Annotated in this window: 21 protein-coding genes; 14 read left to right on the top strand and 7 right to left on the bottom strand. The window is 40.0% G+C overall.

The genetic code is table 11. From position 1 onward, the window contains the following. The first annotated feature begins 145 nt into the window (after positions 1–145). From H5201_RS22975 to H5201_RS12225, 10 genes are all read left to right on the top strand, one after another. Positions 146–667 carry a BON domain-containing protein gene (locus H5201_RS22975; RefSeq protein ID WP_220497169.1) on the top strand — a complete coding sequence of 174 codons (522 nt, stop codon included), beginning with the start codon at positions 146–148 and terminating at the stop codon, positions 665–667. Continuing rightward, on the top strand, positions 664–1,089 hold the full coding sequence (locus tag H5201_RS12265; RefSeq protein WP_182784660.1) for a hypothetical protein: 426 nt from the start codon (positions 664–666) through the stop codon (positions 1,087–1,089). Before H5201_RS22975 ends, H5201_RS12265 begins: the two co-directional genes overlap by 4 nt. A 483-nt stretch (positions 1,090–1,572) precedes the next feature. After that, positions 1,573–2,400 carry a 2,5-didehydrogluconate reductase DkgB gene (dkgB, locus tag H5201_RS12260; protein ID WP_182718952.1) on the top strand — a complete coding sequence of 276 codons (828 nt, stop codon included), beginning with the start codon at positions 1,573–1,575 and terminating at the stop codon, positions 2,398–2,400. Positions 2,401–2,455: 55 nt separating this feature from the next. Further along, positions 2,456–2,743: a putative quinol monooxygenase gene (locus H5201_RS12255; RefSeq protein ID WP_182718953.1), complete on the top strand. Its 288-nt coding sequence runs from the start codon at positions 2,456–2,458 to the stop codon at positions 2,741–2,743. Between the two features lie 697 nt (positions 2,744–3,440). Further along, positions 3,441–6,143, top strand: a complete 2,703-nt coding sequence (locus H5201_RS12250; protein WP_182784658.1) for a TonB-dependent receptor — start codon at positions 3,441–3,443, stop codon at positions 6,141–6,143. 76 nt (positions 6,144–6,219) lie between these two features. After that, complete coding sequence (locus H5201_RS12245; RefSeq protein ID WP_182740495.1) at positions 6,220–6,996, top strand: family 16 glycosylhydrolase; 777 nt, start codon at positions 6,220–6,222, stop codon at positions 6,994–6,996. A gap of 49 nt (positions 6,997–7,045) precedes the next feature. Continuing rightward, positions 7,046–9,568, top strand: coding sequence for a glycoside hydrolase family 3 protein (locus H5201_RS12240; protein WP_182784656.1), 2,523 nt, complete (start codon positions 7,046–7,048; stop codon positions 9,566–9,568). Positions 9,569–9,629: 61 nt separating this feature from the next. After that, positions 9,630–10,685 carry a histidine kinase gene (locus H5201_RS12235; protein WP_310736248.1) on the top strand — a complete coding sequence of 352 codons (1,056 nt, stop codon included), beginning with the start codon at positions 9,630–9,632 and terminating at the stop codon, positions 10,683–10,685. Then, complete coding sequence (locus tag H5201_RS12230) at positions 10,682–11,473, top strand: LytTR family DNA-binding domain-containing protein (RefSeq protein WP_182740493.1); 792 nt, start codon at positions 10,682–10,684, stop codon at positions 11,471–11,473. The genes H5201_RS12235 and H5201_RS12230 overlap by 4 nt, the downstream gene beginning before the upstream one ends. Positions 11,474–11,570: 97 nt before the next feature. Continuing rightward, on the top strand, positions 11,571–12,146 hold the full coding sequence (locus H5201_RS12225) for a hypothetical protein (RefSeq protein WP_182784654.1): 576 nt from the start codon (positions 11,571–11,573) through the stop codon (positions 12,144–12,146). Between the two features lie 90 nt (positions 12,147–12,236). Here the strand turns inward: H5201_RS12225 and H5201_RS12220 are convergent, their stop codons facing one another. From H5201_RS12220 to H5201_RS12210, 3 genes are all read right to left on the bottom strand, one after another. Then, a complete protein-coding gene (locus H5201_RS12220) occupies positions 12,237–13,208 on the bottom strand; it encodes a glutathione S-transferase family protein (RefSeq protein ID WP_182784652.1) in 972 nt (323 codons plus the stop codon). Between the two features lie 21 nt (positions 13,209–13,229). Then, entirely contained in the window at positions 13,230–14,072 is an 843-nt protein-coding gene (locus H5201_RS12215) for a pirin family protein (RefSeq protein WP_182761291.1), read from the bottom strand. A gap of 71 nt (positions 14,073–14,143) precedes the next feature. Next, the gene (locus tag H5201_RS12210) at positions 14,144–15,124 is read right to left on the bottom strand and encodes a YihY/virulence factor BrkB family protein (protein ID WP_182784650.1); all 981 of its coding nucleotides are present in this window, start codon (positions 15,122–15,124) and stop codon (positions 14,144–14,146) included. 136 nt (positions 15,125–15,260) lie between these two features. Between H5201_RS12210 and H5201_RS12205 the strand changes: the two genes are divergently transcribed. Together H5201_RS12205 and H5201_RS12200 are read left to right on the top strand one after the other, a co-directional pair. Then, positions 15,261–16,349 (top strand): mechanosensitive ion channel family protein, encoded by a 1,089-nt coding sequence (locus H5201_RS12205; RefSeq protein WP_182732206.1) that lies wholly within the window; start codon positions 15,261–15,263, stop codon positions 16,347–16,349. A gap of 334 nt (positions 16,350–16,683) precedes the next feature. Then, positions 16,684–17,556, top strand: a complete 873-nt coding sequence (locus H5201_RS12200; RefSeq protein ID WP_145241081.1) for an MYG1 family protein — start codon at positions 16,684–16,686, stop codon at positions 17,554–17,556. Positions 17,557–17,618: 62 nt separating this feature from the next. Here H5201_RS12200 and H5201_RS12195 read toward each other — a convergent pair whose 3' ends face one another. After that, positions 17,619–19,136, bottom strand: a complete 1,518-nt coding sequence (locus tag H5201_RS12195; RefSeq protein ID WP_145241079.1) for a DUF3360 family protein — start codon at positions 19,134–19,136, stop codon at positions 17,619–17,621. Between the two features lie 330 nt (positions 19,137–19,466). Next, on the bottom strand, positions 19,467–19,871 hold the full coding sequence (locus H5201_RS12190) for a YkgJ family cysteine cluster protein (RefSeq protein WP_145241077.1): 405 nt from the start codon (positions 19,869–19,871) through the stop codon (positions 19,467–19,469). 183 nt (positions 19,872–20,054) lie between these two features. On the opposite strand from H5201_RS12190, the gene H5201_RS12185 reads away from it, so the two are divergent. Beyond that, a complete protein-coding gene (locus H5201_RS12185) occupies positions 20,055–20,645 on the top strand; it encodes a LysE family translocator (RefSeq protein WP_145241075.1) in 591 nt (196 codons plus the stop codon). A gap of 10 nt (positions 20,646–20,655) precedes the next feature. On the opposite strand, the gene H5201_RS12180 is transcribed toward H5201_RS12185, so the two are convergent. Further along, entirely contained in the window at positions 20,656–21,492 is an 837-nt protein-coding gene (locus H5201_RS12180; protein WP_182761290.1) for an AraC family transcriptional regulator, read from the bottom strand. A 198-nt stretch (positions 21,493–21,690) separates the two neighbouring features. Beyond that, positions 21,691–22,626 carry a LysR family transcriptional regulator gene (locus H5201_RS12175; protein ID WP_182732202.1) on the bottom strand — a complete coding sequence of 312 codons (936 nt, stop codon included), beginning with the start codon at positions 22,624–22,626 and terminating at the stop codon, positions 21,691–21,693. A 94-nt stretch (positions 22,627–22,720) separates the two neighbouring features. Between H5201_RS12175 and H5201_RS12170 the strand changes: the two genes are divergently transcribed. After that, entirely contained in the window at positions 22,721–23,155 is a 435-nt protein-coding gene (locus H5201_RS12170; protein WP_145241069.1) for a DMT family transporter, read from the top strand. The last annotated feature ends 8 nt before the right edge of the window (positions 23,156–23,163 follow it).

The following is a 23,163-nucleotide window of genomic DNA, read 5'->3' as shown; positions in this document are numbered from 1 at the left end:
CGACAGTATAAAGTGTTGGCGTGTTTTAGAGCTGATATTGAGGTTGCCAACTAGGCGATGATTTGAATGAACCGCTTTAGTTTTAGCTTATTTGCCGCGGTTGTCTGTGCGCTGCAGTACACAGCCAAATTAGCGAGTTAATTACATGAATGCAGTAATGACCAGTATGAATCGCTGCTTTTTATTATTGACACACAGTTGTTTTGAGTTCGATAACGAACAGAACGTTAGCCTCTTACATAATAAAGTGATGGTAGGTAGTGAAGAATACACTTTACCGCCGATGGTGATCGCTCCACTTAATACTGAGGATATCCTAATGGATAAATACTTTTCAAAAATACTATGTGTTATTGCAATACTGATGGTTTCACAATTAACTGGTTGCTATAAATCCCCAGAAATTGCTGCGGAAAAGCCGCCAAAAAGTACGGTGGCTAACAATGTTTTAGATATCGATGTAACTGCAAACGTTAAAATGGCTTTAATGAATGATCCTATTCTCAGAGCACTTAATATCGAAGTCATTACGAATAAAGGCGATGTGCGTTTAATTGGTATTGTTGATAGCCAAAGCCAAATTGACTCAGCAATGTTAATCGCCAAAGGTGCTGAAGGTACGCATGCTATTCATGATGAACTGACTGTGAAAAGGAGTTCGTTATGAAAGGATATCTAATCGTGGGGTTTATAACCGCTGTTTTTGCTGTTACAGCAGTTGCCCAAGAAGATGAACGCGAAGGCGAACATCATATGATGATGGGCAAGATGATGCATGATAAAAAAACATCGCATATGGAACCAAAAATGCGGCAAATGTTTTCGCTAATGCAACAGATCGAAAATGAAAATAATCCACAAAAGCGTGAGCAGCTAATGGAACAACATATGAACTCAATGCGTGCAAATATGCGCATGATAAACGACCTAAATGAAAGTGGTGATGATTCAGAGTCAGAAACTGAGGGCGATGAACGTATCAATAAAATGGAAGGTCAGCTGAGAATGATGCAAGTGATGATGGATCAAATGATGGAACACAGCAGCTACAGTGAAATGAAAATTACACAAAAACATAGAGATAAGTAACTAAAGCGCAGTAGAATAAATCGACGTTGAGCCACTACTTTCAGCGCTAACAGTGTTGAAAATAGCGGCCTTGAGAAATGTACTTTCAATTTTGTATAAAGCAGTCATTTATAAATATAATTATTAGGTTCTAGGGCCGGTTAACTTCTCAGGATTAAAAGCTGTTCAATTTATAAGCTGTTTGATCACGGCGCTAGGTTTGTAATCTGGTGGGTTAAGTAAAAAATTAAGTAAAACTTCCGCACTTTATTCTGGCTCTTTACCTACATTAATACTGCCTTATCTAAAAACCAAACATACGGATGTAAAAGTAACTGTGAAAGATAAACAGGCTCTAGCCCTTGAAACTAAAGTTAATGGCCTCATACCTTTTACGAGGTCAAAAATTTTAAATGAACAAAGTAACAGGTGTATTTCGAAAAACTTAGGTTAGAAATCTAATAAGTTTGTATTTAAACCGATTATTTTTATAAGGATAAAGTTATGACACAACGTGTAATTGAAATGCCAGACTTAGGCATGGGGACATTCCGCTTAGAAGGAAAAACAGCTTATGAATCTGTAAAAATGGCATTAGAAGTTGGCTTTCGCCATATTGATACCGCACAGATTTATGGCAATGAAGAGCAAGTTGGCCAAGCGATAAAAGACAGCAATATCCCTAGAGACGAGCTATTTATTACCACCAAAGTGTGGAATAACAAACTGAATAAAAGCGATTTTATCGCCAGTGTAAAAGAGTCTCTTAACAAACTGCAACTCGATTCAGTCGATTTATTGTTGATCCATTGGCCTGCGCCATCAAACGATGAGCCAATGAGCGAGTATTTAACTGAGTTATTAACGGCAAAGCAGCTAGGATTAACTAAGCATATTGGTGTATCGAACTTCACTATTGCGAATTTAAAAGAAGCCATGCAAACACTGGACTCACGTGAAATATTCACCAACCAAATAGAAGTACACCCTTATTTAACCAATACCAAGTTACGTGCTTTTTGTCAGCAGCATGACATTCATATCACCGCCTATATGCCATTTGTGGTAGGTAAAGTGTTAAACGATCATACCATTATTGATATTGCTAAGAAGCATGATGCAAGCCCTGCACAAGTAGTTATTGCATGGGTAAACGCCAAGGGTATGACGACCATTCCGTCATCAACTAAGCGTAAAAATCTTGAAGATAACTTTAATGATAAAGCCGTAAAACTTGATGAAGAAGACATTGCGCGTATTGATGCTCTCGATTGCGGCGACCGTCAAGCAACCCCAAGTTTTGCACCGCAGTGGGATCAAGACACGTTTTAAGCGTGTTCAATATAAAGTGCAGTGAGTCTGCACTTTTTAATGCAAAGGAATAACTATGTTAACCGTTATAGCAATGCTGTCATGTAAAAACGCTGATGCAGCTACGTTACTTAGTGCACTTGATAACTTACAAAAGTTATCGCGCAAAGAAGTAGGGTGTTTGCGCTACGAGCTGGCTGTGAAAAATAATGACACGCAAACAGATTACATTGTAACTGAACAATGGGCTACAAATGAGCACTTTGAAGAGCATAAGTTAGCGCCGCATTTTAAAATGTTTGGTGAGCAGGCTGGTGATCTACTTATTCACAGTAATATTGATGTGTATAAAACGATTGGTTAATAATATACCCAAACCACCTCAAGATGCAGAATTCAGCGTTTCACAGGTGCTTAATATCAAGGCGTTACTTTGCAAGAATGGCCGTCCCTTTTAAGAAGTAACAACGCTGAGAGTAAGTGCCTGTGAAACGCCCGAAGGGTTGTTTTAAAAGCGATTTATACTGCGTTATTGATTTTAACAATAGAACCACTATTATTTGCAATCAATGCCTTGCCTAAATCGCTTTTAATTCCAACTGAAACTCGCATCTTGAGGTGGTTTGGGTATATAGGGGCAGTGTTTAAAGCCACGTATTTTATATCGAGCTTAGCATGTTAAGCATGGCTTTAATCACGCCTTAGCAGGTGACAATGAGTGAGTCTTGATAACTTACCTAATGTACTGACCTGCGTTTTTGGGTATATAAAGTTATGCCATGGTATTTTTCATCGCTCACTGGTTATATCCGCTTTCTTTGTGTTTATGGCATCGGTGGTCAGTTTTACTTTCATGTAATAAATTTTTAAGTTTTTTGACTGTTGATACTAAATCAAGGAGTCAGTTTATTTATTGTCCAAGATTTAATTTCGGCTTGTATTATATCTAACTCGCCTTAACGTATTTGACTAGTAATCAAAAAAGACCCTATGGATACTGTGAGACTGTTAAATAAAAGTAACAAAGCTTAACGTTTTACACACACATCAAAAGGTCGAATATGCACACAATAAATAAAAAAGCATTATCAATTGCGGTAGCATTGGCTTGCGCATTCCCGTTACATGCCCAACAAGCTGCTACGAATAATCCAACAAATACGAATGAAAACAACACTGCGCAAGAACAAAGTACTTCCTTAGAGATTATCTCTGTAACAGCAACCAAACGTAAAACAAAGTTAATGGAAACCCCTGTTGCCATTACTGCACTATCAGAAGCGGATCTCAGGCAAAATGGCGTAAATAGTGTTAAAGATATTGCCAACCTAGTACCAGGGTTAGATATCTCCACAGCGACGGATCAATCAGCACCTGTTATCTCGATGCGAGGCGTACGCTCAACTAATATTACTGAGCTTGGCGATCCTGCTGTTGGTGTGCATCTTGATGGTATTTACTCGCCAAGAATGCAAGGCGCACTTGCTTTAATGTACGACATTGATCGTGTTGAAGCATTAAGGGGGCCACAAGGCACATTATTTGGTCGAAACTCTACAGTTGGTAGCATTAATGTTATTTCAGCAAAGCCTGAATTTACTCATTTATATGGCTATGTGAACGTTGAAGCAGGAAAATACAACAGCAAAAATATTGATGGCGTAATTAATATTCCAATTAATGACGAATTTGCAGTACGGTTTTCTGGCAAAGGATTAAAACGAGATTCTTACCTTGAGGGTTACTACGATCCTAACCAATACGACTCAAGACGATTAAGCGACGATATACTCAATGCTCCTGTTATCTCAGAGGATTCTTATCAAGGTATTGGTCAAACAGTCACGCAGAGAGAAAACTGGTGGATAGATGGTGCAGGCACTGATCCAGAGGCGCAAAAAGTTCGCCAATTAACCCCCGCAGAAAAAGACGACTTTTATAACAATGCTAATGAATACTCTTTTAGAATTAGTACGCTTTGGGAGCCGTTAGATGGTGGCTTTTCAAATCATACCGTTTTTCAAAAGTACGTTAATAACAGCAATAACAATCTCGATTTAGTTAACTGCGATAAAATTCGTGGTAGAAGTGAAGAGCTGGGCGGCGATTGCACAAACTTTTTACCCAGTGATAATACATATCAAGCTGTTGTGAATGTGCCTGGTAAGCTTAATTTAGATATCACCTATCTTAGAAATACCCTTAACTACGATATAAATGATGAATATTCGCTTGTGTGGCTACTTGGCTATGAGGATATGGAACGCTCTTCAGCACAAGATAGCGAAGTCGGCCTCGATCCTTGGGATGGGGCAACGTACTTTTTAGATGGCACTGGTGCTGAATCTTTTTCTACAGAAGTGCAATTACAATCTGACGAATACGGCGATTTTATTTGGATTGTTGGTGCTAACTATTTCCACGAAAAAACCACGACCTTAGGTTATTACGATAACCCAATGGACGATAAAGCCTTTTGGGATCAACCTGATCGCTCTACAGACGCATTCGCTTTGTTTGGCCAAGGTACATACGATTTAACTGAAAAATTACATCTAACACTTGGTTATCGTTTTAGTGATGAAACGAAAGAAGATAAAGGGGGTAAAACATATCGCTGCTCTAATGCCGATGGCTGCGCCGTAGGTTGGTTAAATAGAACGGATCTAAATAACTTACCAGTTGATTACTACCAAGATCCTTCAATTTATGCGTCATACTTTGCAAACGATAATAAAGGAAGTTGGCAGCATCATGACTTTCGTGTTGGTTTAGACTACGACATTTCACCTGAAACGATGGTTTATACCTACCTTGCCAGTGGTTTTAAAGCTGGTGGAATTGGTGATGTATATGAAGTCGTAAATGATAGAACCGGTGACGTAACACGCTTTGAAACTAAGTTCGATCCAGAAGAAGTACTTACATGGGAGCTTGGCGCTAAATCGAGCTTTTTTGATAATTCATTAAACTTGAAAGCCGCATTTTTCTACACAGATTACACCGACATGCAATACGCATCAGTGGGCTCAATCGGTAATGTAGAACGTTTATCTGTGGTAGAAGATGAAGATGGCTCTCCCGTTTTAGATAGCAATGGCGAGCCGGTACTTGATTTTCAAAACAAGCCTGTGATTGCTTATTACACACAAAATGTTCCTAGTTCAACAATCAAAGGTATTGAGCTTGAGTTTGATTGGAAGCCATACCCAAGCGGGCGTATCACCGGTTATGTAACCTGGACCGATGCCAAAGTGACGGACGATTGGAATACTAAATGGGATTACGATGCTGAGTATCTTTTTGATATTTCTTATGAGGAATCAAAAAATCCTGAAAATACACTGCTATCAACCAACCTTAAAGGTAATAACCTAGCGATGACGCCTAAGTTCACGGCAAACATCAGCTACACACATACATTTGATTTAGGTGAATATGGTTTTATTCATAGTTGGCTTAATGCGAGCTGGAAAGATGAATCGTACTCAACAGTATGGAATGTTGATAAACACTTAGATGATATGGACTTTAGCGTGTCGGACGAGGCGACAAAATACATTGACGATAGCCGAGATGCATTTGCAGTCTATAACGCGTCAATTAAATATGAGCCGCAAGGACAAAGCTGGTACGCAGAAGTATTCGTTAATAATGCCTCTGATGAAACTATTCAATATTGGAATAATACTAGCAAAGGAATTCCAAAAGGCAGCTTTGGCATGCCAAGGTATTACGGTGTAAGAGCTGGTTTTTCATTCTAGATAACCTAACCACAATTAAACTTCCCACAGTCAATATACCACTGTGGGAGGTGTACAATTTAAATAAGGATCAATAATGAAAACTAAGCTTATTAGCTCGTTAGTTGCAGGTTGTGTGTTTATCTCACCTTTTACATATGCCAATTATTTTAAAGATAATTTTTCATGGGGTTACGATAATACCATTTGGAATGCGCGAAGTGGCGACAATGGCTCGCCTTTTGGCTGTGAATTTTCCCCTGCAATGATTAACCCAAGCCAACAGGGGATCACGCTTTCATTATCGCAAGGCGCATGTGCCGAGCTGCAAAGTAATAATTTTTATGGCTTTGGCAAAGTGCAAGGCAGTGTTAAGTCAGGAAATACGCAAGGCACTGTGTCTTCCATTTTTACTTACACATCGTGGTGGGATTCACCCGGCAGAGCATGGCAAGAGATAGATATTGAGCTTTTACCCTCCCTTGGGAACGTTGTTCATACCAATGTGATTTATCAGCCGCAAGGTGGTACTTATCAAAGCTGGGAAAAGGACATCGACTTAAGTCAGTTTGGGCTTGATTACAGAGAAAACTTATTAACTATTGGCTTTGATTGGTCTAGCAACTCGATTCGTTGGTACTTGTACGACGCTCAAGGAAATGAGCAAACATTAAGAGTGCTCTACAAAGACAATGGCGATGGTCATTTAGCTGAAAATGAAATTCCCGCGTATGCATGGCCGATGGATAATACAAAAATAATGATTAACCAATGGAATGGTGATAACTCAACCGAAGGCTATTACTTCCCAGGTCAATACTACGGCAGCCCTTCGTGGGCGTACTATGATTTTATTGAGTACATTCCCCAATAAAATTAAGAAGTTTGTATCTATAAATAGAATTTAATCTCGAAGGTTTTTAATGTCTCAAATCAAATATTCTAAATTATTATTTTGCTTATTGCCCGTAGTTGGGGCGCTTACTTGTCAATATTCATTCAGTGCAGAGCGTGAGCAAGTCAACTGGCCTTATGTAAACACTAAACTTAAACGCGATCCCGCTGTAGAAGCGCAAATTGAACAACTACTGGCAAAGATGACCATAGAGCAAAAAGTGGCGCAAATGATTCAGCCCGAAATTGGTTATTTAAGTGTTGAACAAATGCGCAAATATGGGTTTGGTTCATACCTAAATGGCGGAAATACTGCGCCTTACGGAAATAAACGAGCGGATCAAGCTACTTGGTTAAAATACGCAGATGAAATGTACCTAGCATCAATAGACTCAACGAAAGACGGTATTGCAATACCGACTATTTGGGGTACTGATGCCATGCATGGACATAGCAATGTGTATGGCGCTACGTTATTTCCGCACAATATTGGCTTAGGAGCTGCCCATGATGTCGACTTAATTAAGCGCATAGGCCAAGCAACAGCGAAAGAAGTCTCAGCCACTGGGATTGAATGGAGTTTTGCTCCTACTGTCGCTGTAGTCAGAGATGATCGCTGGGGCAGAACCTATGAAAGTTACTCAGAAGATCCTGAATTAGTTAGGCTGTATGCAGGTAGTATGGTGACAGGTATTCAAGGTGATATAGGCGCTGACTTTTTAAAAGGCAGTAACCGTATTGCAACCGCAAAACATTTTGTGGGCGATGGTGGTACAGAGCGAGGCGTTGATCGCGGAAATACGCTTATCGATGAAAAAGGATTAAGAGATATTCACAGCGCAGGTTATTTTTCGGCTATTAATGAAGGTGTGCAATCAGTGATGGCATCATTTAATAGTTGGAATGGCAAACGTGTACATGGCGATAAACATTTATTAACGGATGTACTTAAAAACCAACTTGGTTTTGATGGGTTTGTAGTCAGTGATTGGAATGCTCACAAGTTTGTAGAAGGCTGCGATTTAGAGCAATGTGCGCAAGCAATTAACGCGGGCGTTGATGTGATCATGGTGCCAGAGCATTTTGAAGCGTTTTATCATAATACTGTTAAGCAAGTGAAAGACGGTGTAATCGCAGAATCAAGAATTAACGATGCCGTTAGGCGCTTTTTAAGGGCTAAAATCCGCTGGAATGTGTTTTCGAAGAGCAAACCATCAGCGCGACCTGAATCACAACACCCGCAGTGGTTAGGTGCTAATGAGCATCGCACTTTGGCAAGAGAAGCGGTTCGTAAGTCACTCGTTCTGTTAAAAAACAACGAAAACGTGCTGCCAATCAAAGCGAGTAGCCGCATCTTAGTTGCCGGCAAAGGCGCGAATGCAATTAATATGCAAGCGGGTGGCTGGAGCGTTTCTTGGCAGGGCACAGACAATACCAATAGTGACTTTCCAAATGCGACCTCTATTTATGCGGGTTTACAGTCGCAAGTAACAAAAGCGGGTGGTGAGATCACTTTGAGCGAGTCTGGTGAGTATACTAGCAAGCCAGATGTAGCCATTGTTGTTATTGGTGAAGAACCTTATGCAGAATGGTTTGGTGACATCGAGATGCTTGAGTTTCAGCATGAAACTAAACATGCACTTGCGTTATTAAAGCAGCTTAAAGCTGATAATATTCCTGTAGTAACGATATTTTTAAGCGGCCGCCCGTTGTGGGTTAATAAAGAGCTCAATGCATCGGATGCCTTTGTTGCTGCTTGGCTACCAGGCTCTGAAGGTGAGGGCGTTGCAGATGTACTATTAACTAATAGCGAAGGTAAAGCCCAGTTTGATTTCAGCGGTAAGTTGAGTTTTTCATGGCCTAAATATGATGACCAATTTACGTTAAACTTAAACGATGCTGACTATGACCCATTATTTGCTTATGGCTATGGCTTAACTTATCAGGACAACATAAATGTGCCTGTTTTGAGTGAGAAAACCAGCCCTAAAAAAATTGTTAATAGTGACTCACATCCGCTGTTTGTAAGAAACTTAGCCAAAAATATGACTTGGCAACTGGCAGATACAAGCACAGAAAAGGTGTTAGCCAGCGGTGCATCTGCAACCAGTGGCGATAAACAGAGTTTACTTATGCAATCAGTCAATTTATCTTATCAAGAAGATGGCCGTGGCTTTAATTGGCGCGCACAAGCCGCTGTTAGCTTGAGTTTTTTAAAGCCTGAACAGCTAGATAGTAAATTTAGTGCAGGTTACCTTGAATTAAAAATGCGCATAGATAAAGCTCCAGAACAAGGAGCAAACTTGCAAGTCATGTGTAGCGAAAATCATTGCTTAAGGAATATTGATTTTTCATCGTTTTCACAATTAATGACAGACAAAAGTTGGCATACTCTAGCAATCCCTTTGCACTGTGGTGATAGCGGACTTGCTGAGCAAAAAATAACAGACGCGCTGCGCATTACCAGTCAAAATTTAAGTTTAGCAATTGCTGATGTGGTGTTGACTATAAAACCGAGTAATGACTCATTATCATTAACGTGTGCAAAGTAATACCCTATGGCTGTTGATTAACGTTTATTAATCAACAGCCTATAACATTGGATTTAATAATGTGAATAGTAATAACCCTAGAAGTCAGTTGTTCTGGTTATTCCAAAGTTGTGGTTGGATTGTCTATGCAATGCTGACCGAATTAATGATAAAAATACCAAGCGAAGAGCCATGGACAATACATATACCGCATTTAATTATTGATGTAGTGTGTGGCTTTTTGATCACTTTAACGTTAAGACGATTTTACAACTTTTTTAGTCAGCAAGAGCTCAAAGTTAAAGTCGCGTTACGTATTATGCTGCTTCTAATTGCAACATTACTCTGGACGCAAATTAAATGGATTTCCTTGCAGTGGTTATATGGTAACTGGTGGCTTTCAATGTCATGGTTTGACTTTGGTACATGGACGTCAGCCTCGTTAACCATGCTTTCAACATGGACTGCCTTTTATTACGGGATCAAAATTTATTTAGATAATCTTGAGCAAACTCAAAAGGCCGCAGAAGCTACCCATTTAGCGAAAGAGTCACAGCTAAAAATGCTTCGATATCAGCTTAACCCGCATTTTATGTTCAATAGTATTAACGCCATTTGCACGTTAATATTGAAAAAAGAAAGCTTGCAGGCAGTAAACATGCTTGAAAAACTATGTGACTTATTGCGCCATAGTTTATATACCGACCCACTTGAAAAAGTAGCTATCAAAGAAGAAATCGCAATGTTAAGAACCTACTTAGATATAGAGCAATGCCGATTTGCTGACAAGCTAGAGGTTAATATTAGCGTTGATGAACCATGCAACGATTTATTAATACCTTCTTTATTAATTCAACCATTGGTAGAAAACGCGTTAAAACATGGTATGCGAGCAGATCAAAAAATGGTGATCACAATTAATGTTGAAAAAACAAAATCCGCATTGCTCATTAAAGTTGCTGATACTGGTAAAGGCTTTGATGATAATAAAAAAACCAAAAGAGGCATCGGCTTGGCTAATTGTGAGCAACGCTTAAAATTAATATATGGTAATAGTCACCGAATTGAAAAAGGCAATGCGACTACCGGTGGTGCGTGGTTTTGTATCTCTCTTCCAATTAATGGTTTGCAATCATGATTCAATTAAAAACGTTACTCGTTGATGACGAATACAGTGCTATTGAAGGTTTGCGTATTCGCTTAGAAGCCTTTGCTGAAATTGAAGTGATTGGCAGTGCACAAAGTGTTGATGAAGCAATTAAAGTACTTAACGAATATGATGTAGATTTAGTGTTTCTAGATATAGAAATGCCAACAAAGTCAGGTTTTGAATTAATTAAACATTTTCAACCAGAGAGCTGCCCTGCGGTTATCTTTGTTACGGCATTTCATCAACATGCTGTTAAAGCTTTTGAGGTGAGGGCGCTGGATTATTTACTTAAGCCCGTTAAGTTAGCTCGCCTTGCAGAAGCCATTGAAAGAGTTATTAAAACCCAAAAGCTAAACAGAAAAACCGAACTTATTGAAGTGCACCAATCGCTGGTGATCAATGAATCCCAACCACTAGAAGTGGCGGGTAATTCTGACTATAAGTTTGAAGCCGAGAATTTAGTTATTCAAGATGCTAAAAACCCAATTCAAATTATTCCGTTTAAAGATATTTTATGGATTGATGCGGCGGGGGATTATATGTGTGTACACACACCTGCTGAAACACACGTAATGCGTGCGCGTTTAAAAGAGCTTGAAAAAAACACCTTGCCTGAAGATTTCCTGCGAATACATAAATCAACGATTGTAAATTTAAGCCATATAAAGCAACTTAATCCACTTAGAAACTCTGAATACACGGCTGTATTACAAAGTGGTAAAACACTTAAAGTCAGTCGTACCTATAGTAAAAATTTAAAGAGTTTGTTCAAATAATAAATATTGAGAGTAGTAAACTATAGCTGCAACAGTTTGTATAATAGGCATTTGTTACGCTATCTCAGGTCATAAATTATAAGGACTTTAAATTTCTATGGCAAAACCTCAGCTTTTTTGGATTATTTTAATATTATTGATTACCTGTTTTATGCCTTGCGGTTTTTTCATCTGGTATGAAAGTGTGGATCCCGCATTTATCCCTAATGCTAATTACAATTTTATTTTACGATGGGTTTTACCCTCTCTGACAGTGCTGACGATTGGTTACCTTTTGAGTCAGTATAAGAATTTTGCTCAAGTGAAGGAAAGCTTAGATAAGCATTTTATTGCTGAGGGACGTTTAGTTAAGTATTTTACGCTGCTTTTTAGTCCCGTGTTTATTTACTTTTACTTTTGGACATTCATCAATATCCCAATACAGTTATGGGCAAATTATCAATTGGCTGAGTATTGGTCGCAAGAATATTTATTAGTTGAGGCAACAACATGTAGTAGTGACTATGAGCCGCACTGCGTAGAATTAAAGTTTTCCGATTTAGCAAGTGAAGAAACACATTCAATAAGATGGTATTTAGATAAAGCTGAATTATTAACGCTCAAGAATAAAAGAGTAAATCTGGTCGGTGAAAAAAGTTATTTTGGTTATATTATCAATACAATACAGTGGTGATCAAAGCTTTAAAAGGCATTATTGTGATTTGTGGTGGTTATAAAAAGGCCTAAACTACCCCTGCCATTTTGCAGGGGTAGTATAAATTGGTTAACCGCGATTATGCTCGCGAGCGTAATCAATATTGGGCCCTTTAGGGACGATTTGCGTTGGGTTGATCATGGTATGACTAAAATAATAATGTCGTTTGATATGATAAAAATCAACGGTTTCTTTAACGCCAGCAACTTGATAAAGCTCACGTAAGTATTCACTCAGTGCCGGGTAATTTTCGATAGTACGCAGATTACATTTAAAATGCCCAACATACACACTGTCAAAGCGTATTAGCGTGGTGAATAATCGCCAATCTGCTTCGGTTAGGGTGTTGCCCACCAAATAGCGCTGCTTGAGTAAAATACTTTCGACTTTGTCTAATGCAGTGAATAAGTCATTAAATGCCTCTTCATAGGCTTTTTGAGTGGTCGCAAACCCAGTACGATACACGCCATTATTAATGTTGTTGTACACCAGCTCATTAATTGCATCGATTTCAGCGTGCAAGTTATTTGGGTAAAAGTCTAGTTTATTGCCAGTTAAATCATTGAAGGCGCTGTTAAACATGCGAATGATTTCAGCAGATTCATTACTGACTATTTTATTTTGCTGTTTATCCCAAAGCACAGGCACAGTTACTCTTCCGGAATAATCTGCTTTATTTTCGGTGTATATTTGATGCATAAATTGCTTATCAAAAAGTGCATCTCCAGTGCTGTGGTTGTTTTTATCAAACGTCCAACCGTTATCTAACATATCTGGGCTAACCACAGAGACATCAATATAGTCTTCAAGGCCTTTTAATTTTCTAAAAATCAAGGTGCGGTGCGCCCATGGGCAGGCTAATGAAACATATAAATGATAACGGCCTTTCTGTGCCTTAAAGCCCGCCTCACCAGTTGGGCCTGCGCTGCCATCTTTGGTTATCCAGTTACGTAATTGTGCAGACTCGCGTTTAAACTCACCATCGCTTTTATCGGTGTCGTACCACTTGTCTTGCCAGTTACCGTCGACTAGTAATCCCATAATTGACTCCTATATCGTGTTTTAAAAGCTACCAAATTTACCGCTTTGGTAATCACTAATTGCTTCTCGTAATTGAGCTTGCGTATTCATCACAAACGGGCCCATGTGAGCAATAGGTTCATTAAGCGGATCACCGGCTAAAATAAGTACCCCAGCGCCGCTTTGCGAGCTAAATTTAATATCACTACCGGACTCTAAAATAAGTAGGCTGCCAGCCATTACTGGACCACCTTGTTCGGTGTTGATAGAGCCGGTATGAATATAAATCATCACCTTGCTTTGTATCAGAGGTGGGTGGGCAAACTCAGTGCCTACAGGTAATGTTACATCTGCTAGCATGCCATTGGCTGCTAGTTCTTGTAGGCTTGAAACCTGAGTTTGCTGGTCAAATTGCCAACTGCCAGCCAGTGCTTTTAGTTCAACACCTTGACTATTTTTATGTTCAGGTGCAGGGTGCTCAGTAGTATCTTGATATTTCGGTGCTCTGAGCTTTTCAGTGCTTGGCATATTGAGCCAAATTTGAAAGCCATGCATCCCCTCAATCGCATCGGCAAGTGGCATTTCGCTATGGATAACGCCAAAGCCGGTACTCATCCATTGCACGTCACCTGCGCGAATAGCTTTTTTATTGCCCATTTGATCTTGGTGTTCAAAGCCGCCTTTAATAATGTAGGTAAAGGTTTCGATACCACGATGCGGGTGGGCAGGAAACCCACCCATAAAGTCACTGTGATCGTCGGATTTTAATTCGTCGATCATTAAAAAAGGATCTAAATGCTTACCATCAAAGCCTGGTATCCGGCTAATATTTACGCCATCACCATCTTGGGTTGCATGGCTATTGAGTTGCTTTATTACTTTCATTGCTTTGCTCCGAATCTTGTATGGTATTATTTAAACACAATAAAATTAAACAACCATGGGTATAAATAGCACTATTCATTCGTTTTAACAGAACGTTCTGATTTTTGTTTTTTCGTTAGGTTATCCGCTACAAAAGCCCCGCGATTGCCAGACTGATGTGCAGGTCCCACGGTGCTATCAACCATGGTTTGCTGTTCGGTGCTGGCATTAATTGCAGCGCCAAAAATAATAATATAGGCGCTGATATACAACCACATCAACATGATCACGACCCCGGCTAAAGAACCATAGGTCTCATTGTATGAAGCAAACTGTGACACATAATATGAAAACCCTAATGATGCGATGATCCAAAGCCCAGTAGCCATTACTGAACCAGTTGTAACCCAACGCCACTTTGCCGCTTTTCTATGGGGTGCATAACGATATACAAAAGCTAAAGCAAAATGAAAAGTCGCTGCTAGTAACAGCCAAGTGAGTAATTTGATCACCGTATCGATACTGTTTTCTAGACCAACAATATTAAGTGCGATAGGCAATATACCAATGATTAATAATGCGATTACGGCGACCAATATAGCGCCAATAGAGAATAGAAAGCGCACTAAAAGCGCTTTGAAAAACTGCCTTTTGGTTTGCTCATGGTAGGTAATATTGCAGGCTGTGATCAGTGCTTGGCAGCCCTTACTGCTACTCCATGTGGTTAATAACAACGTGCTTAATGCACTAACACTTAACACTTTTTGTGATTGTTGGGTAACTTCAGATACCTGTTGTAGAACGATTTCTCGGCTGCTTGGTGGCAATAAAGTAATAAACTTACTAATCTGTTCACTAACATCCGCCGTAGAGGCGAAATAAGCATACAGCGAAACACAGGCTGCCAGTGCTGGAAAAATAGCGAGTAATGCGTAAAAGGCGACACCAGCGGCAACAAAGGATAAGTTATCTTGCGACATACTTTGATATACCCGCTTGCTGATATCCCACCAGCCCAGCAAGGGGATCTCGGTTGGTTTATCTGCTGTGTAGCCACGTGGTTTATGTGCCATATTTTATTCCTTGCTGGTGGTTATTAGTCACTATTTATTAGAAGTTAGGGTGCAAGGTGCTTGCCAGCTTAAGTTGGCGTTTAATTTGCTTCTACAGAATTAATGGTTTCATCAATAAAGAGCGCATGAGTTACATATGGAAATAATGAATAGTATTAATAATCAAATTATTAGCGCATTAAAAATACAAACAACGAGTACCAATGCGGATCCTTTAGCGCCAGTATCTTGGCAAGGTATAAACTCACAAATTGCGCATTTTTTACAAAGTGCTTGGCAAATGTTACCCGCTCTCACTTTAGGTATAGCAGCAATAATCGTGTGCTATTTTTTAGCAAAGCCTGTGTCTTATTTATTAGTGAAACCTATTGGCTATGTAAGTGAAAGGCGGTTATTGCATGTTGTTGCTCGTCGCTTTATTAGTACTGTGATCATTTTGTTTGGAGTTTATTTATTTTTACGCTTAGCAGGCTTAAGTGAATTTGCCGTGGCGATAATGAGCGGTACTGGATTAGTTGGGCTAATCTTAGGTTTTGCATTTCGTGATATTGCAGAGAACTTTATATCGAGCATGCTATTAAGTGTGCAACGTCCTTTTCGTATTGATGATGTTATTGAAGTCGATGGCTGCTTAGGGGTAGTAAAAAAGGTCACTGCGCGGGCGACCACATTAGTTGATTTTGATGGTAATCATATTCAAATACCTAATGCGACTGTTTATAAAAATGTGATTAAAAATCTTACTGCTAATCCGAAAATGCGCGGTCACTATAAAATAGGCATAGGTTACGATAACGATATACGTAACACTCAGCAGTTAGCGCTGAGTTTAATGGATAAACAAGCTGCTGTGCTAAAAGATCCGGCTCCACAGGTGTTACTTGATGAATTAGGCTCAGCCACTATCAATCTCAGTATTTACTTTTGGGTTAATAGTGAGCAAAACAGCCCGGTTAAGGTAGCGTCGCAATTGATGCGTGAAATGGTTAATAGCTTTAACGCGCATGGTATTAGTATGCCTGATGATGCTCGTGAACGGATTATTTTAAATGCACCAAGTGAGCAAGCACAAAAGACTCCGGAACAACCCACTACGCAAGATCAAAAAGTCAAACCGATTGCGCATCTGGATGCTGGTATTGATGATGTGAGCAGTGATGCTGATGAAATTCGTGAACAAGCTGAGCGCTCTCGCGATCCCGAGCAGGGTAACAATATTATTTAACTTGCTCTTTAAATAATATACTTAGTTTAATGGCTGTGGGTTCGGCAATTTTATTTAGCAAAGACTGAGGTATCGCTCGAGGAGAAAGTTTTACTGAAGATAGTTCATGTATGGATTGGTTATGTTTTTACCATCAATCTACTGTTGCTTTGTTATTACTGTCGCTTATCTTCCTCTAGACGATTAATTACCACAAAGTGGTTCACTGTTTTTGTGGGCTGCTCGCCGATAGCGTATACTGTTGTGCTTGTAATTTTGACTTATCTATTTTGTGCTAACGGATCAGTTTAAATTTCACCGTTTTCTTACTCCTTTCTAAAATGATATTAAATAAATGAATGATATAACAGTAGCAACTCATAACGGTAATTTTCATGCGGATGATGTGTTTAGTATCGCCGCACTTAGGCATATTCTTCCTACTTTTAAACTTATACGTACCCGTGATTTAGAATTAATCGCGCAAGCTGACATAGTGATTGATGTTGGCGGCGAATATGACCCAGCTGCTGGACGTTTTGATCATCACCAACGTGGCGGTGCCGGCGAGCGTGAAAATGGCATCCCATACTCATCATTTGGTTTAATTTGGCAAAAATATGGTTTAGAGCTGTGTCAGGGTGACCAAGATGTTGCGCATGCAGTTGATGCCGGTTTGGTATCGACCATTGATGCGATTGATTGCGGTCATGTTGAAGGTGTATCGAAAGGGATCAGTCTTAGCCAAACAATTTCAATGTTTAACCCAACATGGCAAGAGGAAAGTGACTTTGATCGTTGTTTTGATGAGGCGGTTGAATTTGCATCGCGTGTTTTAACACGTTTTATTGCAGCAGCCAGTGGCGGCATTAATGCTAAAGCAATCGTCGCTAAAGCGATTGATAACGCAGATGATGCAAGAGTGATTGTATTAGAGCAATATACGCCGTGGAAAAAAACCGTGCATGCTTTATCGCAAGAAGCGTTATACATGGTTTATCCATCGCATTCAGGCAAATGGATTTTGCAAACGGTGCCTGTTGAACCGGGTTCATTTGAAGACAGAAAGTCACTACCAAAAGCATGGGCTGGTTTATCAGATGCTGCATTTCAAGCGCAAACGGGCATTGATGACGCAATGTTTTGCCACAATGGCTTGTTTATCGCTGGCGCAGAATCATTTGCAAGTACCATGAAACTTGCTGCTATGGCGTTGCAAGACGAATAAAACGAAGTCACGGTTATTAAAAAGGGGGGGTAAGCGCTGTACTGGCTTCCCCCCTTTTTGTATTAGTGCCTAAAGTTTTCTAGCAACGCTGGAATACCTGGCAGCATGCCCACCATGGCCATAACACTGGTCAATAATACAAACATAAACAGCGGAATGATCCAGCGACTCATATGGGTCAGCTCAGAGCTGCGCTCTTTACAGCCAATTAAGCCTAAGTTATCGAGCAGCATGGTCAGTGACCAGCCAAACGCTGGGTTTACTAACGTTGAAGCAAATACCACAATAGCTGCTGATTGCGTGGTTTTACCTTCGCGAGTCATTTCCATACCTGCCTCAAGCAGTGGGATAAATACACCCACTATTAACGCCACACACAGTACCGGTTGCCAAATGGCGAGATCCATTGGATAACCCCATATACCTGCAATTACACAAAAAAGTGCGGTTAAAATTGCACCAGCTGGAATAGGGCGCTTAGCAATCGCGGCAGGCACAATATACGTGCCCCATGATGAGGTGAAGTTAGACCCACCTAAAATAGAGCCAAAGGTTTGCCTAACTGATGCACTGAGCATAGTATCGTCAATGTTCATTTGCACTTTTTCAGTGCGTTTTGGGTAGCTGATCTTTTGGAATACTTGATGGCCTAAAAAGTCTGGCGACCACATGGCCACTGCCAGTATGGCAAAGGGCAATACGACTACAAAGCTTTCAAGAGTCGGCAAACCTAACATCCAACCGGTGTTTTCACCCCACCAATACATAGGGTTCATATTTGGTAACCCAGGGGCGGTTTTAAATTCAAACGGCGCACCTAAGGCAAAGGCCGTTAAACCACCAATAAGGCAGCTGAGCGGCACAGCTAACCAACGTTTTTTAAAATGTTCGAGTAGCGCGTACAGTAAAATAGTGGCCAAAATAACGATGAAGGCAATGTGGGTCATTTGAATTTGTTCAGCCCATGCAAACAGTTTCTTTACTTGCGATATAGTGCCTATGAATCCTAAGTAAAGTAATAATCCGCCGCACACCCCTTTACTGGTTAGTCGTGCCAACAAACTGCCGCCTTTACTGATGGCAAGCAGTAACCCTAAGGCGCCAATTAGTAGCCCGAATGCCATTGGGTGTCCGCCTGCTGCAACAACAATGGGAATTAATGGAATGAGTGGTCCGTGGGTTCCCGCTAAGTTAGCAGTGGGTAAAATAAAACCTGAAAACAAGATGATAAAAATAGCCACTATGAGTAACTCATAGCGTACGTTTTCTAACACAAAGGCGTCACTTAAACCAAGCGGTGCGGCAAAGGTGGCGGCAATAGCGCCTACCATAACAACTTTACCAATTGTCCCTGCCATAGCGGGAATCGTGTCTTCAAATTCGAAGCGGTAATCCCGAAAAGGCAAGTTAGGACGCCAGCGCTTTGGCTGCATAATTTGCAGTTCATGCTCGAGATAATCGTCTCGACTGGCAAACTCAGAGCTTGGTTTATGAAGATTTTTATAGCTATCGGAAACGGTTTGAGTATCGCTTACCTGCTCAGCTTGGGATGACGTGTCATCTTTTGGCGTGGTTGTCATGAATTCTCCTGCAACATTGTTGCTAACTCAAAATAAAAAAAACAGCTTGTATAAAGCAATGAATATTGAATCGATAGAATAAAGTAGAGGTTTATCAATTACGATTAGGCAAAGGTCGAGCATGACGGATTAAAGTAGCTTGGCGCAGGTATAGCCAGCAGAGAAGAAAATATTCAAAAGTTAATTTCTATTGTTAATAATCAATACCTTATTTTCATATTTGTTGTTTATTGCTTTGAAAAAGCCAGTTATACGGCATGCATTAATGAATTACTGGGTGCTAAGTCTTTAGTCTAATGGCTAGGAGCTCACTCAAAGCTAAGCTCTGTTTTATTCTGTATAGCCGCCAGGGCGACTGTCTTGCATTAATAGATCTAGTTTTCTTTGTGCTTTTTTATAGTTATCTAAATCGATTACTTCAATCATTTCGCATTCGTCTCTTACCATTTCGGTGATAAGGCTAGGATAGTGGCGGCAATCTTCAGGGCGGTCTAAATAAATACTGCAGGTATATTTATTTGCGGCGAGGGGATTTATTTTTGGGGCTATTTCAAGAAAAGGGCATTGGCTTAGTTTTACTCCCGATTGTGGGTCGTGCCATATTTGGTTATTTTTAACGAACTCAAAGATTTCGGGGTTAAATATCTCCCATAGATCAATCTCTTCTTGCGTGGCGCTCAGATCGCCACCACCGTATTTAATACAGCATTTACCACATTGATTACATTCTTTCATGGTTCGCTAATTTGTAAGATGGACTAATTCTAGTGTAACACCGATTTTTTTAGTGCAGCTGTGTTTTTGCAGGGGTAATTTGTCAGATGCTATTTTATTTACAACAAGGTCAATTTTGTTCAATACATGGCTTATTGCAACAACAGATAATAAACGCCACTTTAAATAACCTAAGTATACGTTATGACTTTATCAGTGATCATCTCAATGGCACTATTTGCCTTGGCGGCGTCTATATCACCCGGGCCAGTTAACCTTGTTTCGTTAAGTAGTAGTGCGCGATATGGGGCAAAAAAAGGCTTAATATTTGTGACTGGTGCTACCTTTGGTTTCATTGCATTATTTTTGTTTATTGGTTTTAGTTTGCATTATCTCATTGCGCAATTAGCCTGGATCACTGGTGTATTACAATGGCTCGGTATCGCTTTTTTACTTTATCTCAGTTATCAATTATTTATCGATGATGGCGGCCTCACAGCTGACGCTAAGCAAAATGCCCCTACCTTTATGACAGGTGTGATCATGCAATGGCTTAACCCTAAAGCGTGGTTGGCTTCTTTATCAGGCATTGCAGCATATAGTCCAGGGGCGCAAGGATTTGAACTGGTTACTTTTGCAAGTTTATATTTACCTATTTGTTGGTTATCACTTGGCTGTTGGGTTTGGCTAGGTATACGGCTCGGGCAGCATTTTCAAAGCCCAGCTAAAATGCGAGTGATGAATAAAATTCTTGCACTATTACTGGCTGGCAGCTGCTTTTTATTATTGATTTAGTGGTTTTAATTTACAGTGATAAAGTACGGCGATATTGCTCGGGAGTTGCCGCTACGCGTTGTTTAAAGACCCGCTGAAAATGCGCTTGATCACTAAAACCTGCACTGTGAGCGATACTTGCTATTGGCTGGCCTTGTTTTAGTGCTTGCTGACCTAATTGAATACGACGATTTAACCGATAAGCGTGCGGAGTCATATTAAAATGACGTTTAAAAGCGCGCACTAAATAACTGCTGCTAAAGCCAAAAAGTTTACTGATTGTGTTAATTGATTGGTCTTCAAAACAGTGCTCATTCAGGTAGTTCGCTACTTGATATAGCTTATTTTCAGGTAATAACGTTTGCTCGTGTAATGGCTCAACGCAATCAAGGTACGTAAATAATTGCACGAAGTAACTACTTAGCAACGTGCGCTTTTGTGCTGCGGTAAACGTATTTGTCATTAGGTTTTGGCACAAGATAACAAAGTCCTGATAAAGCTGTGGTAGTAGCACTGTATCCAAGCGACTTCCTTGCCAGTTTTGTTGCTTTGTGACGCCAGACTCGAACAATAACGCTGCTAACCAATTTTTATCTATATGCATCATGTAATAAGCCCACACTGAGTTTTGCTTTGGATTACAGGCGTGGACTTCATCAGGGTTCATTAATACTAAATTACCATGTGTTACTTGATGTAGACGATCTTCACAAATGAATTCACTTTGCCCCGCTAAAATTGCGCCAATTGACCATTGCTGGTGGGAGTGGGGAGCATAAGTGACTTTGCGGCCATCTAATACTTGGCGCAGCTCGACAAATGGTAACTCGGGGTCGCGCCAAAAAATAGGGTGTGTTGTTGGGAGCATACTATTTTCCACAATTGAAAACCTATTTCCAGTATACCCCTAGTTGTAGTGTATAAATCTACCCTCAGACTAAATTATTCACCAAAAAATCAGTGAGTAACTGCGTCACTTAGCTACATGCAATTGTGTGCTGAGCGGGTGTGTTTTTTAGGTATCACTATTGGTCTGTTTGCACCCGTTAGAGCATAACGCAGATACTTAATTTTGGTATTTCCAGTACGGCGGGTTGCCATAAACTTCACTAAAGTAATCAATACATACTCGAACATTTAATGGTGGCTGTCGTGTATTAGGGTAAATTGCAGTAATGTTTTGTGGTCCCGTTTTGATTGTTGGCGCAAATTCACTTAAGAGTGAAACAAGAGTGCCTGTTTTTAAGCTTTCACCAATTAACCAATCAGGGAATAATACAATTCCCATGTCGTTCAAAGCCCCGATAAACAGTGTTTCAGCGTTGTTAGATACTAAAGTCGGTATTACACTTTGCTGCTGCCATGACGAATTAATTTTGAATAACCAACGATTTTGCCCCGATGAACCGCGATAAATTAAGCCCTGATGTTGACTAAGATCAGCTGGCACTTTTGGTGTGCCATATTTTTTCAGATAAGCAGGAGATGCGGCTAAATGATAAGTTTGCAGTCCTAATGTTTTAGCATGTAACGATGAATCTGCAAGAGATCCGATACGAAAAATCACGTCAGCGGCATCAATATGCGGATCGATAAAATCATCGGTTTGAGTCAACTCTACTTGAATTTTCGGATAGCGATTTAAAAACTCACCAAGCCAAGGCGCTATGTGTTTTTGTCCGAAAAAAACCGGCGCATTAATTCTTATTAACCCTTTGGGTTGAGTTGCTCTATCTTGCAGCTCGTTACGTACTTCGTTGAGTTGCTCGGTCATTGAGCGCGCATAATCATGAAAAATTCGGCCCGCTTCGGTTGGCATTATTGCTCTTGTGTTACGGTAAAAAAGTTGCTGACCAAGGGCATCTTCAAGTTGCAAAATTACTCTAGAGACCATAGAAGGCGATACATTTTCATGTCGAGCAACAACAGAAAAGCTTTTACATTTATACACGGCGATAAAAAATTTTAACGCTCTGATATTGATCGAACTGAAATCATTCATTTGTGCAAATCCTGCAAAAGTATTTCTTATATAATCCCATTTTTCGCGTTAAAGCTCTAGGTTATTATTTATTCCTTATTAATAGGAGATTTGCATGCAGTTTATTTTGATTTTAATTGTCGTTATGGGAGGAATGGGGCTGTCTGTAGAAGCAGGCTTATTGGGCCCTTTAGGTGGTGAGGTTGGAGAATTATGGGCCACATTTAGTGTGTTTGGTGTTGGTGCTGCTCTTACCTTTATGTTGATGCTATTTTTTAGTCCTCGGAATAGCCCATCTTTTTTCAAACAACCATCATGGACATTGTTAGGTGGCGTGTTGGGGCCTGTTTATGTCGTTATATTGACGTTCACAGCACCTGTGATAGGTATTGCTATGACGATGATCAGTATCTTGATGGGACAAATAGCGAAAAGTTTGCTGATAGATCATTATGGTTTATTTGGTAGTCAACATCGCCAGATTGACCGTAAACGGCTTATGGCACTATTTTTTATTGTCATTGCATTAATTCTGATGGCACAAGGTTAGGGGACGCT

It is taken from the genome of Pseudoalteromonas sp. SG43-6 (assembly GCF_014164365.1).
Taxonomy (GTDB): Bacteria; Pseudomonadota; Gammaproteobacteria; order Enterobacterales; family Alteromonadaceae; genus Pseudoalteromonas; species Pseudoalteromonas rhizosphaerae.
The sequence above is the reverse complement of the archived record's forward strand: the minus strand, read 5'-3'. Positions and strand labels throughout refer to the sequence as shown.